Genomic DNA, 13,042 nt, shown 5'->3' with positions numbered 1-13,042 from the left:
GAACTGCGCCGCAGACCGTAGAGCGTCAAGGAAGGTTGCCTAGCATCGCCGGCGTGCGCGATGACTGTCGCAAGGCGCGTCCTATCTCCTCGTGGCTGAAGATAATGGAGTGATGATTGCAGGGCAACGGATGCACCTGCAGATGTTGACCGATTGCCGACAGGCCATTGTCGGCAATCGCCAGCAGTTCACGCTCATCGCCCAGGCCGGTGATATTCAGATTTGCATCTTCGGTCGCCTTGAACAGCGTGATGCGTGCATGTTGCAACGGTGCGCTGAGCGTTTGTTTTGCCAATGCCAGCTCCGTCGGCTCTGCCTTTAAGGCCCGGTCGGCGGCCTCGCCGTCAATACCCAACATGGCCAGCATCGCCGCCAGCATGCCCGGCTCGCTGCGGATCTGGAATGGGGTTCGGTAGAAGGTATCAAGCAGGAACAGTTGGATATCGCGATAGCCCTGGCTTTCCAGTTGAGCGGCCATCTCCAGCGCGATCAGGCCCCCTAGCGACCAACCCAACAGACGGACGGGGCGCGCCGGCGACAGCCGCATATGGCCGAGATAATACGCCGCCAGCTCGCGTAGCGAAGTGATGTGCGGCTGTTGGAACAGGTTGTAATTGTTGATGCCTAACACATTGAAATCTTTCTCTAAATAGTTCGCCAGATCGCGATACACGTCGCAGCCGGTGACGGCTGGGTGGATCATCCAGACGCTTTCGGCGGCGATGGCGTGATTCAGGCGCTCTACCTGTTTAAAGGTAAAACTGGCCTGATTCAGACGGGTCAACAGCTGCTGCAGGGGTTCTGAGGTGGCCGGCGTCGTTGCGGGTACGCCGTCGGTGAGAATACGGGCCTGGCCGCGCAGCGTCGGGTGAGCAAACAGCGTCTTAATGCCTAACGAATGCCCGTGTCGCTTCAGTTTAACCAGCAGTTGAATGGCGTGCAGCGAATGGCCGCCCAGCGCGAAGAAATCATCGTCGCGGCCAATGCGCGTTGTGCCCAGCAGTTCGCTCCACAGTTCGGCCAACTGCTGTTCCTGCTCGCCTTGCGGGGCTTCATAAGCAGCGGTTTCCTGCATGTTGGCCGGTGCCGGTAACGCTTTGCGATCCAGCTTGCCGTTGGGCGACAGCGGAAAAGCATCCAGCCGGATAAAACAGGACGGCACCATAAAGTCCGGCAGGTGTTGCTGCAATTGCCGACGCCATTCGGCGGCGTCGGCCGTTTGCTCTGGGGCGATGACATAGGCGACCAGGCGCTTTCCGCCGCTTTCGTCTTCCCGCGCCAGAATGGCGGCGTCTTCAACCCCTGAACACTGTCTGAGCTGTTGCTCGATCTCGCCTAATTCAATGCGCAGGCCGTGGATTTTGACCTGGAAATCGTTTCTGCCCAGATACTCAATGTTGCCATCCGGCAGCCAGCGGGCCAGATCGCCGGTTTTATACAGGCGAGCCTGCGGCTCGGCGCTGAAAGGATCGGCGATAAATCGCTCGGCGCTCAGCGCCGCGCGGTTCAGATAACCACGGGCAACCTGAATACCACCGATATGCAATTCGCCGGCGATGCCAGGCGGTAACGGTTGCAGTTGGTCATCCAGAATATGGAGCTGGGTATTGGCGATCGGTTTACCGATCGGTACCAGTGGGCGAGGATCATCGGGCAGGCATTGCCAGCTGGAAACGTCTACGGCGGCTTCAGTCGGGCCGTAGAGATTGTGCAGTTCCGCCTGCGGCAACTGCTGCAGGCAGCGTTGTACCGTCGCGAGCGGCAACGCCTCGCCGCTGCACATAATGCGTTTCAGAGAGGCACACTGCGCCATATCGCCGTGGCGCAGAAACAGTTGCAGCATCGAGGGGACGAAATGCAGTGTGGTCACGCCGTGCTGCGCGATGCAGGCGCTGAGATAATCCGGCTCCTGGTGACCGCCCGGTTTGGCGATGGCCAGCCGGGCGCCGACCATCATCGGCCAGAAAAACTCCCAGACAGAGACGTCGAAGCTGAACGGCGTTTTCTGCAGCACGACATCATCCGGCGTCAGTGTATAAGCCTTTTGCATCCACAGGAGTCGGTTGATCACCCCACGGTGTTCGTTCATTACCCCTTTGGGTTTCCCCGTCGAGCCGGAGGTGTAAATCACATAAGCCAGGCTGCGCTGTGGATCGGCGGCCAGCGGCGGCGGGTTGCCATCCGGCGCTTGCCGCCACAGATGGCTCTCACGCTGAAGATGCAATCGCGGCACGGCGATATCGCGCAGCGGATGCAGCGCGTGTTCGCCGCCATCGTCGATCAGAACGAATCTGGCGCCGCAATCTTGCAGCATGTGGCGCAGGCGGTCTTGTGGATAGTCGGGATCGAGCGGTACATAGGCGGCGCCCGCCTTCAGGATGGCGTACAGGGCAATCACCATATCCGGGCTGCGGTTGACGCATACCGCGATGCGATCGTCAGGCTGTAATCCCTGCAGCCTGAGAAAGGCAGCCAATCGATTCGCCCGCAGATTCAGCTGTTGATAACTGATCTCGTGGTCCTCGTAGCACAGCGCCGGCGCTTCTGGCGTCAGCGCGGCCTGCCGTTCCAGGAATTGATGTACGCCTTGCGGCATGTCTGCCCATGTTTGTCGGGTTTCATTCCATTGATGGAAGATTTGCTGTCTTTCCTGCGGCAACAGCAGCGGTAACTGCCCCAGCGGCAGCGCCGGATCGCCGTCCAGTAGCGTGTTCAGCAGGTGCAGCATGCGGGCGGCGATGCGCTCACCGTCTTCCTGACTGAACCAGGCCTGATTGAGGTTGAACTCCAACAGCGGGTCGTCGCCCGGATGGTAATGGCGCAGGTAGACGCCGAGGGGCAGCTGTTCCTGACCGTGGTGCAGGTTTTCCACCTTGAACTGGCTGCCTTCCAGTTCGATGTCGGTCGGAAAAACCTCCAGAGAAAAGCTGATGTCGAACAGCTGGCGCCGCTCCTGCTGATGCAGGTTCAACTGGCGGTTGAGTTCGGCAATGGGAAAACGCTGGTGACGATAACACTGGCGCAGCTCGCTGCCGATTTGCCGCAGTAAGTGGCCGAAGGATTGCTGTGAATCGACCGTGATGCGCAGTGGGATCATCGAGGAAAACATGCCCAATGTTTGCTTATGTTCGGCGGTACTGCGGTTATGTACCGGCACGCCCAGCGTGAATTGATCGGTTTGCCAAATCCGGGCGAACCAGGTGGCCAGCAAAGCGCTAAAAAAATGCATTGCAGAACCGCCCTGTGCGGCGGCGTATTGTTCCAACTGTAGGAAACGCTCGCGTGGCAACCGCTTGATTATCTGATGGCTGGGGTAGGTTTGTTGCTCACAGTGATTTTGGCGGCGTTCCAGCATGGAGGGGGGCGCGTCGATGAAACGCTTCAACCAGAAATCACGATCGCGCTCGTAGCGTGGAGACTGCTGATAGGTGCGATCGCTGATGACGAAGTCTTGGTAACGCGAGCGGGGGGCTTCGTTTTTTATCCCTGCTTTTAATTGTTTATAGCGCTCCATGATCATTTTGCTCAGCAGGGAAATTGAGGTGCCGTCCGCAATCAGGTGATGGGAAGCAAGCAGCCATAGCGTGCTGGAACCGCTGACTTTGGCCAGGTGGCAGCGCCAAAGCAGGCTGTCATACAGTGAATAAGGCTGCAGGAATTGAGAACGAAGGTGTGTTTCCGCCAGGCTGATGGCATCTTGTCTGTGCGAAAAATCGTGGTAATGCAGGTCGATATAGGCCCGGTCGCAGGTTTCCTGGGTAATGCCTTGCGGCGTTTCTTTCAGCGTGGTTTGCAACGCATCATGTTGTTGCTGTATTTGCCGTATGGCTTCTTGAAACAGCGGTAGCGAAATCTCGCGCTCTACGCGCCATAAACACCCAACGTTATATAAGGGGATATCGGGGTTTAAAGATTGGTCTAGCCACACGGCTTGTTGCACGGTCGTCAGGGAATAAGCGGACACGGAACCACCTCCACAAATAAGGAATGAATCGAATTAAATAAAGTGAGTCGCAGCCAAGCACTCGAACATTATAAAAGGTGATTATTAAGTTGGCCTGTTTTCACATTAAATATTTTTAATGATTTTATTTGATTATAATAAATTCAATGATTTTAGCGTTAATGATTTGTATTTTATTTATTTTTAAACTAATTTTTTGCCATTACTTTTGTGGCGTGTTAATTACGATTGACTGGTTTTTCTACGTGGTATTAGTAAGTGAAATTATGTAATTGATTGTTTTATTTGTGTTTTTTATTTTTTAAAAAAAAGGGCGGAGCTGAGGAGGTTCGTGGGCGATAACGGAGTGGTATCTCAGCGGGCAAGTTCGGTTGCTTCTCCGCAAGAGATAACAGGCTGAATCATAAAAAATTATAAAGAATCTCTTATGCTGTATTATTATAAAAGAAATAATAATGAATAATAAGAAGTAAAGCTTATTGTGATTTCATGCATTTCTTTATTCGTAATTCTGCTGTTAACTTTCATAGGAGTATGACGTTTCAATTAAACTGCGATGAATGATCCGTTATTGGGCAATTAATGGATTAACTTTAATGAGATAATAAATGTGAAACGTTGATGCCGAGTGATACCCGAAATGAAAGGCGCAACGAGAACCCTGTCTCGCTGCGGCCCGATCCTACCGGGAGGTAGCAGGTTAGCAGACGGCGGCTTTGACGAGTTCCACCACCAGCGGCGAAAGCTCGCCGCGCAGTGCAGCGCGTTCTGATTGAAACAGCGTGGCGACGTAAAAACGCCGCTCCGGCAGTTCGATGGCGCGCACGTCGCCTTCGGCATCGTGGCCGCTGATAATCAACGGGAAGCGCTCAAGGTCGGCGACGAAGTCCGGAGCCACGCCAAAGTTGCAGTGGTAGCCTTCATGGGTGTTCAGGCTGCCGTAGGCCTGCGCGACACGGGTGTCAGGCTGAAAAACGATGTCGCCGGTTTTTTCCACCAGCGAGCAGCTCAGCGGGGCGATCACCAACCGGCCACCGCTGTCGGTTTCCGCATGGCCGGCATCGTGCCAGCCCATCACGTTGCGGGCGTACTCGATGATGGCGTACTGAAAGCCGCCGCAGGAACCGAGGAACGGCACGTCGTTTTCCCGCGCATGCCTGATCGCCATAAAGGCGCCGTCGTCGTGACAATATGGGCTGCCTGGCACCACCCAGATGGCATCGAAATCTTGCAGGACATCGGGGGAGGTCAGGGTTTCGGTCGGTAGCCACTGGGGCTGCACGTCGATGTCGAGATGGGCGGCGGTGAGCTGGAGCGCCACGGGGATGGCCTGATGGGCCACGGCTTGCGGGTTGTAATCACCGACCAGAGCAATGCGGACTTGAGCTTTCATCATTTCCTTTCCTGTGCGGGTAAAGAGGGAGATTACAGGAAAGCGAAATGTTGAGCCGCAGATTTTTTAAACGCGGCGCACAAAAAAGCCCGGCGTCGGCCGGGCTGGAAAACGGGGTTCAGTACAGCGACGGCGCGCCGACCGGCCGGGTTTTGAAGCGGCGATGCAGCCACAGATATTGCTCCGGCGCCCGCATGATCTCTTTTTCGATCACTTTGTTCATATAAGCCGCCGCCGCCTGTTCGTCGCTGAGCGGGTAGTCTTCCAGAGCCGGCTGGATCAGCAGGTCGTAGCCGCGGCCGCCTTCACGGCGGATCAGCACCACCGGCACCAGCGCCGGGTTGGCCATGCGCGCCAGCATGAAGGTGCCGCTGGTGGTGGCGGCCTGATCGACGGCGAACAGCGGCGCGAATACGCTGCCGCGCGGGCCGTAATCTTGATCCGGCGCGAACCATACCGCCTCACCGCGCTTGAGTGCGTGCACCATGCCGCGCAGATCCTTGCGATCGATCATCGCCTTGTTGGAGCGCATGCGGCCCTTGGTTTGCGCCCACTCCATCGCCTTGTTGTTGTGCGGGCGGTACATCGCCATCATCGGTTGGCACAGGCCCATTGCCCGGCCGCCCAGCTCAAGCGACATAAAGTGCACGCCGATCACCAGCACGCCGCGGTCGTCACGCTGCGCCATTTTGAGGTGGTTGATGCCGGAGACGTTAAACCAGCGCTTAACGCGTTTATCCGACCAGAACCAGGCCATGCCGGTTTCCAGCAGGCCCATGCCGAGGGACTCAAAGTTGCCCACTACTTTACGCTCGCGCTGTGTTTCGTCCATTTCGGGGAAGCACAGTTCGAGGTTGCGGCGGGTGATGGCGACGCGACGCTTAAGAAAGCGCATCGAGGTGCGCCCCATCCATACGCCAAGGCGGTTAAGCAGCGGGTAGGGGAGTTGCACCAGCAGGAACAACAGGGCCAGACCGAACCAGGTCAGCCAGTAGCGCGGGTGCAGCAAGGAAAGTTGAAATCTCTTTTGGCGTTTCATAGCAGCTCGTTTATGCGTTAGGGGGGTAGCAACCTGTAGCGCATAAAGGATCCACTCGATAGCGATACAACGACTCAGACACCCGGGGACGGCCAGGGTTTAGTCAGAATTCCATAATTGACTAAACATTTACATTCGAAGGGCGGTTTGCGCTGCTATCAGGCTTCGGAGGGATAGCTGTTGGCCAGCGGAGGCGGCTCTAGGAATGCGTATGTTAACACAGGGTACGGGGTTCAGAGGAAGAGAGGCATGCGAATATTCTCATTCGCATTGCCTCTGGATTGACGATTGGCGACGGTTTACAGGCTGGGGAGGATGATGGCGGCGAAAATGGCGGCGATCACCAGCCATTTCAGCAGGTAGTAACCGCGGCGATTACGCGCCTTCAGGCGCTGGCCGGCGTCGCGCACCGCGTTGACGTATTTGAAGATGCGGTTGATGCCGCCGGTGCGGTCCTGATCGTCGTTCGGCGAACTGGCCGCCGACATCAGCGTAGCGCCGACCCAGTGGTTGACCGCCTGCGCCCAGCGCCATTTCATTGGCCGCTCGACGTCGCAAAACAGAATGATGCGCGTCTGGTCGGTGGCGTTTTGCGCCCAGTGCACGTAGGTTTCGTCGAAGATCACCGCCTGGCCGTCGCGCCAGCTGTGCTGCTCGCCGTCCACCTCGATGAAGCAGCGATCGTCGTTAGGCGTCATCAGCCCCAGGTGGTAGCGCACCGAGCCGGCGTAAGGATCGCGGTGTTTACCCAAATGGCTGCCGGGCGGCAGCTCGGCGAACATCGCCGCCTTGACCGATGGGATGCGGTTGAGCAGCTCGACGGTTTTCGGGCACAGCGTTTGCGCCGAAGGGTGACTGTCGCTGTACCATTTCAGATAGAAACGTTTCCAGCCGCGTTTGAAGAAGGTGTTGAAGCCGGCGTCGTTATGCGACTGCGCCTTTTTGATGTGATCCTGCAAACGCACGGCTTCCTCGCGGATCACCTGCCAGTTGTCGGTCAGCGTTTGCAGCTCCGGGAAGCCTTTTTCGTCGAAATAGGGCTGTTTGGCGGGCAAACGCGAGAAACCGGTCATAAACATGTTGATCGGCCCCATAAACGTGGAGTGATCGAACAGCTGACGGGTAAGCTTTTGTTTCTCTTTGCCGCGGGAGTGTGCGTAGAGGAAGCTGATGATAAAAATGCCGATAATGATCGCGGCAACCATAGAATCCATCCCTGTTGGTGCTTGTTAAAAATTCGTACAAATTATAGTTTTATGACAGGAAAAATTTAACTTTTTCGTGCGCTTTCCCTGCGTGTGCTGCTTGTTGGCATAAAAAATCAATAAAATGATTTGTAATGAAATTTTATATCGATTTTTTTGGTTTTAGTCCTATTCTTAAATCGTTCAAGGGGTGTTTCATGCCATCTTGTTTCATGACGAATGGCACGTATCTGAGAAAAGAGGGACTTATGAAAAAATCAATCATTGCCTTGTCTGCACTGCTGCTCGCTTCCCCGGTGTTCGCTGCTGAAACCGCGACCGACACCGCCGCTCACGCCAGCAACGAAGTTGTCGCCGAGGCGCACAAAGGGGCGGATACCGCCAAAGAAAAGCTGCACCAGTCTCAGGACAAGGGTGAAGAGCTGAAGCTGAAAGCCAAGCATGCCGCCGAAGGCAAGAGCGACAGCGTCGGCAGCAAAGTGAGCGAAGGTTCGCAAAAGGCCTGGCACTCCACCAAACAGGGATCGGAGAAGGCTTGGGACAAGACCAAGCAAGGGGCGGAAAGCCTCAAGAACAAAGTGACCGAGTAAGGTCTCCGCTTTACCCCAAGGGCCGCGCAGCGGCCTTTTTTATTGCCTGCAATCCAGAGCCGATGCCCCGCTTTGTCGCCCCGATTAAAACGTGAGAGTATTCTTCATCGATTGGCGACTCAATCGTAAGCAAGAAGGAAGCGCTATGAAATCCCACTGGATAAGGCGGTTATTGACACCCCCACCAGCCTGGACAGGCAGAGCATCGGTTATCTTGGGCCTGCTGGTGTTTGTGGTGTTGAGCGGGCTGGATAGCCTGGGCGTGGATTTGGACGGGTGGAAGCGCTACGTGATGATCGCGGGCGTGGCGGGTATTTGCTATTTCTTTGCCGGATATATCGATAAGCGCATTCCGCGCAAATCCTTGCCAATGTAGGCACAAGTCAGAAAAAGAAAAAGGCGCTTATCAAATGAGATAAAGCGCCTTTTCAACACGTTAACTGACTAGTATCAGTTCATGCCGTATTTTTTCAGCTTCTTGCGCAGCGTGCCGCGGTTGATGCCCATCATCAGGGCTGCGCGGGTCTGGTTGCCACGGGTGTATTGCATCACCATGTCCAACAGTGGCTGTTCAACTTCAGCCAGTACCAGCTCATACAGGTCATTTACGTCTTGACCGTTCAGTTGAGCAAAATAGTTCTTCAGTGCTTGTTTAACCGAGTCACGCAGAGGCTTTTGAGTCACCTGATCTTGTGAGTTAACGGTAGAAACGGTCAGTACGTCAGAATTTACGCGTTGTTCGAACATAGTTCTGTCAGCTCTTTTTTTACGCTAAGATTTTCGAAATATGCCTCCAACGCCTCCAGCTGTTCGCTGGCATCCTCTATGGCGTTGAATGTGCGCCGAAACTGGTCATTCGGAGCGTGTTCCTGGAGATACCAGGACACGTGCTTACGAGCAATCCGGAATCCCTTGCCTTGGCCATAGAAGCCGTGCAATTCCCGAATGTGCCCAATCAACAAGCGCTTCACCTCGCCAAGCGGCAGCGGCGGCAGCAACTCCCCAGTGTCCAGATAATGCTGGATTTCCCGGAAGATCCAGGGTCTCCCCTGAGCAGCGCGGCCTATCATCAGGGCATCGGCCCCGGTGTAGTCGAGCACTGCTCTGGCTTTATGCGGGTCAGTAATATCCCCATTCGCGATAATCGGAATGGAAACACTCTGCTTAACTGCCCGAATGCTGTCGTATTCCGCGTCGCCGTTAAACAGACAGGCGCGGGTTCGGCCGTGAATCGTCAGGGCCTGAATACCACAGTCTTCGGCCAGTTGGGCAATCTCTACACAGTTACGGTGCTCTGGCGCCCAGCCGGTGCGAATCTTCAGCGTTACCGGCACATCCACCGCGTCAACCACCGCGTGGAGGATCCGTTTTACCAGATCCGGGTACTGCAACAAGGCGGACCCGGCAAGCTTCCGGTTCACTTTTTTGGCCGGGCATCCCATATTGATGTCGATGATCTGCGCGCCGCTGGCCACGTTGATACGCGCGGCGGCGGCCATATCATCAGGATCGCATCCGGCAATCTGCACGGAGCGGATCCCTGGTTCATCGCTATGCACCATACGCAGACGCGACTTATCCGTCCGCCACACCTCCGGGTTGGAGGAGAGCATTTCGGATACAGCCATCCCAGCACCCATTGCATGACAGAGGGTTCTGAACGGGCGATCTGTAATACCGGCCATCGGGGCCGCAATCAGGCAATTAGTAAGCTGGTGGTGTCCAATGCGCATAGACAAAGAGTGACCATACTGTGTCCGCAAGGGCGCGTATATTACGCATTTTTGCGCCGAGATGAAAGGCCAAACTTTAACCAATCGGCTCGCTATTAGGGCAAAAAATGCGCTGCGCAGTGATTCATAAAAATATTGTATATATTTTACAATGAGTTGACGAAAAGTGCTTATTTTGTGTGCGGTAAAATATTCGCCTTTGCGCAGGATATTATCTGCATTCGCCCGCTATTTTTGCCGGGATAACCTGCCTGGAAGGCGCATTGTCAGGGCGATCCATCGTTGAAAGGCAAAAAATTGCATAAAATTTTGTCTTGCCCGTGAGGCGATCGCCGGACAAAAAAAATCCACCGGCGCGGGGCCGGTGGATGAGGGAGCAATATACCGTGACGCTTACTTACGGCGGCCGGTGATGCGGCACCACTCTTCACGCTCGGCGACCGGATCGAGCGTGAACTTTTCTTCGTAGGCTTGTGCAACGCTGCTCGCCTGGCTGGCCAGCACGCCGGACAGCCCCAAATGACCGCCGGCCTTCGGCAGGCAACCGATCAGCGGCGCCAGTTCGCGCAGCGGGCCGGCGAGGATGTTGGCGACCACCACGTCCGCCAGCAGGTCCGCCGGCTGGTCTTTCGGCAGATACAGCTCCAGACGCTCTGAGACGCCGTTACGCTGCGCGTTGTCGCGGCTGGCCTGAATGGCCTGGGGATCGATGTCGATGCCGATAGCGCGCGCCGCACCCAGCTTCAGCGCGGCGATCGCCAGGATGCCGGAACCGCAGCCGAAATCGATGACGGTTTTGCCGGCCAGATCGAGGCCGTCCAGCCACTGCAGACACAGCGCGGTGGTCGGGTGGGTGCCGGTGCCGAACGCCAGGCCCGGATCGAGCATCACGTTGACCGCGTCGGGATCCGGCACGTCGCGCCAGCTCGGGCAGATCCACAAGCGCTCGCCGAAGCGCATCGGGTGGAAGTTGTCCATCCATTCGCGCTCCCAGTCCTTGTCTTCCAGCTGCTCTATCTTGTGGCGGAATCCGGCGCCCAGCAGCGGGTGCTGTTCCAGCATCGCCACCACCTCGGTCATATCGGTTTCCGCGTCGTACAGGCCGATCACATCGGTATCGCCCCACAGCAGGGTTTCACCCGGCAGCGGCTCGAACACCGGGTTGTCGTGGGTGTCCTGGAAGGTCACCGACACGGCGCCGCTTTCCACCAGCGCGTCGCTCAGGTCTTCCGCCTGGCTGCCGGTGGTGTTCAGTTTGAGTTGGATCCAAGGCATAGCAATTCTCTTCAAGAGGGTAATGATGACGCCGCCCGGCGCTTTTCGCCGACGACGTTACCGAGATAAAACGCCAACAGGCTGAGCAACAGCGAAGGCACGATAGGGTGCAGCCCTGCCGGTTGCAGGTTAAAGCTGGCCAATAGCGTATAGCATACCGCACCCGACACCATTGAGCTAAGCGCTCCCTGTGCATTGGCGCGTTCCCAATACAGGCCCAGCACCAGCGGCCACAGGAAGACCGCCTCCAGCCCGCCGAAAGCCAGCAGGTTGAGCCAGATGATCATCTCAGGCGGGCGCCAGGCCGCCAGCAGCACCAGCAGGCCGAGGATCAGCGTGGTCAGGCTGGAGAAGCGCTTGATCAATCGCTCGTTGTGGATCTGCTGCGGCCGCACGCCCAGGTAGAGATCCTTGATGATGGTGGCGGAGGATTGCAGCAGTTGGGCGTTGATGGTCGACATGATCGCCGCCATCGGCGCCGCCAAAAAGATCCCGGCGGCGTACGGCGGCAGAACGGTGATCATCAGCGTCGGGATCACCTGGTCGGGGATCTTGAGATCCGGCAACACCGCGCGGCCGAGCGCGCCGGCCAGGTGCATGCCGAACATCAGCACCGCCACCACCACGGTGCCGAGCAGAATGCCGCGATGCACCGCCTTGCTGTCCTTGTAGGAGATGCAGCGCACGGCGGTGTGCGGCAGGCCGATCACCCCGAAGCACACCAGGATCCAGAATGACGCCATAAACGGCAGGCTGAGGATCTGATCGCCGCCCTGCGGCGACACCAGCGCAGGATCGATCTGCTGCAGTTTGCTCACTGCGCTGTCCAGTCCGCCGGCGGCATGGATCACTGCCACCAGCAGCAGCACGGTGCCGAGCAGCATCACCAGCCCCTGCATGGCGTCGTTCAGCACGCTGGCGCGGAAGCCGCCGAAGGCGGTGTACAGCGCGATGCTGATGCCGAAGATCAACAGGCCGGTGTCGTAAGGAATGCCGGCGGCGGTCTCCAGCAGGCGTGCGCCGCCGATGAACTGCACCGTCATGGCGCCGAGGAACGCCACCAGCAGGCTGAGGCTGGCCAGCCACACCAGCAGGCGGCTTTGGTAGCGGCCATACAGCATGTCATTGAGAGTAATGGCGTTGTAGCGCCGCGCCAGGATGGCGAATTTCTTGCCCAGCACGCCGAGCGACAGCCACACCGCCGGCAGTTGGATCATCGCCAGCAGCACCCAGCCCAGGCCGTATTTGTAGGCGGCGCCCGGCCCGCCGATAAACGAACTGGCGCTGATGTAGGTGGCGGTCAGGGTCATCGCCAGCACAAAGCCGCCCATCGAGCGGTTGCCGAGGAAATATTCGCTGAGGAAGTTTCCGTTCTGGCGGCGCCGATAGGCGTACACCGACAGGCCGAACACCAGCAACAGGTAGGCGACCAGCGGCAGGATCACTTCAGTTTGCATCGCGGTCCTCCAGCGAAATGTCGCGGAACACCGTGCGCACCATCAGCCAGCACAGGCCGATGAACAGCAGCGGCACCAGCAGGCAGGCCATTTCGAACCAGTGCGGCAGGCCGGTGACGCCGATGGCGCTGTCCGGCAGGTAGGCCGCCAGCCCCCAGGCCAGCAGGTAGAGCAGCGTCAGCCCCAGCGCCCAGCGCGCTTCGCGGTGCGCCTGAATAAAGCGTTTGTCCATCAGTGTCCCCCATAGGTTTACGATGATGGCTTGTGACAAGAACAGATGAAGGAACAGGATTGTACGGAATGTGCGGCGTTTGGCTAATAAATTATTCACCTTTCCGGTGAACGCAACGGGGCGATGGAAAGAAAAGAGGGGGGTAAATATATAA

At 57.1% G+C, this 13,042-nt stretch carries 11 protein-coding genes; 2 read left to right on the top strand and 9 right to left on the bottom strand.

The window, feature by feature from the left end; all coding sequences use genetic code 11:
• Window positions 1-25 precede the first annotated feature (25 nt).
• From ACOWVD_RS15440 to lpxO, 4 genes are all read right to left on the bottom strand, one after another.
• Complete coding sequence (locus tag ACOWVD_RS15440) at window positions 26-3,964, bottom strand: non-ribosomal peptide synthetase (RefSeq protein ID WP_273874984.1); 3,939 nt, start codon at window positions 3,962-3,964, stop codon at window positions 26-28.
• A gap of 700 nt (window positions 3,965-4,664) precedes the next feature.
• Window positions 4,665-5,360, bottom strand: coding sequence for a CTP synthase C-terminal region-related (seleno)protein (locus ACOWVD_RS15435; RefSeq protein ID WP_021505130.1), 696 nt, complete (start codon window positions 5,358-5,360; stop codon window positions 4,665-4,667).
• A gap of 115 nt (window positions 5,361-5,475) precedes the next feature.
• Window positions 5,476-6,396: a kdo(2)-lipid IV(A) palmitoleoyltransferase gene (gene lpxP / locus ACOWVD_RS15430; RefSeq protein WP_044030347.1), complete on the bottom strand. Its 921-nt coding sequence runs from the start codon at window positions 6,394-6,396 to the stop codon at window positions 5,476-5,478.
• A gap of 299 nt (window positions 6,397-6,695) precedes the next feature.
• Complete coding sequence (lpxO, locus tag ACOWVD_RS15425) at window positions 6,696-7,601, bottom strand: lipid A hydroxylase LpxO (RefSeq protein ID WP_004936848.1); 906 nt, start codon at window positions 7,599-7,601, stop codon at window positions 6,696-6,698.
• 248 nt (window positions 7,602-7,849) lie between these two features.
• Here lpxO and ACOWVD_RS15420 point away from each other — a divergent pair, with 248 nt between their 5' ends.
• Both ACOWVD_RS15420 and ACOWVD_RS15415 read left to right on the top strand, forming a co-directional pair.
• Complete coding sequence (locus ACOWVD_RS15420; RefSeq protein ID WP_004936850.1) at window positions 7,850-8,191, top strand: hypothetical protein; 342 nt, start codon at window positions 7,850-7,852, stop codon at window positions 8,189-8,191.
• Between the two features lie 145 nt (window positions 8,192-8,336).
• Complete coding sequence (locus ACOWVD_RS15415) at window positions 8,337-8,567, top strand: hypothetical protein (RefSeq protein ID WP_126180945.1); 231 nt, start codon at window positions 8,337-8,339, stop codon at window positions 8,565-8,567.
• 74 nt (window positions 8,568-8,641) lie between these two features.
• Here ACOWVD_RS15415 and fis read toward each other — a convergent pair whose 3' ends face one another.
• The 5 genes from fis to ACOWVD_RS15390 form a co-directional block, all read right to left on the bottom strand.
• On the bottom strand, window positions 8,642-8,938 hold the full coding sequence (gene fis, locus ACOWVD_RS15410; protein WP_000462905.1) for a DNA-binding transcriptional regulator Fis: 297 nt from the start codon (window positions 8,936-8,938) through the stop codon (window positions 8,642-8,644).
• Window positions 8,920-9,924, bottom strand: coding sequence for a tRNA dihydrouridine synthase DusB (gene dusB, locus ACOWVD_RS15405; RefSeq protein WP_004936856.1), 1,005 nt, complete (start codon window positions 9,922-9,924; stop codon window positions 8,920-8,922). Before dusB ends, fis begins: the two co-directional genes overlap by 19 nt.
• A 393-nt stretch (window positions 9,925-10,317) precedes the next feature.
• Window positions 10,318-11,199: a 50S ribosomal protein L11 methyltransferase gene (gene prmA / locus ACOWVD_RS15400; RefSeq protein WP_015379202.1), complete on the bottom strand. Its 882-nt coding sequence runs from the start codon at window positions 11,197-11,199 to the stop codon at window positions 10,318-10,320.
• Between the two features lie 11 nt (window positions 11,200-11,210).
• Window positions 11,211-12,656: a sodium/pantothenate symporter gene (panF, locus tag ACOWVD_RS15395; protein WP_004936863.1), complete on the bottom strand. Its 1,446-nt coding sequence runs from the start codon at window positions 12,654-12,656 to the stop codon at window positions 11,211-11,213.
• Complete coding sequence (locus tag ACOWVD_RS15390; RefSeq protein ID WP_004936865.1) at window positions 12,646-12,888, bottom strand: YhdT family protein; 243 nt, start codon at window positions 12,886-12,888, stop codon at window positions 12,646-12,648. The genes panF and ACOWVD_RS15390 overlap by 11 nt, the downstream gene beginning before the upstream one ends.
• Window positions 12,889-13,042: the final 154 nt, after the last annotated feature.

It is taken from the genome of Serratia sp. SA088, from assembly GCF_049065515.1.
Lineage (GTDB): Bacteria > Pseudomonadota > Gammaproteobacteria > Enterobacterales > Enterobacteriaceae > Serratia > Serratia nematodiphila.
The sequence above is the reverse complement of the archived record's forward strand: the minus strand, read 5'-3'. Positions and strand labels throughout refer to the sequence as shown.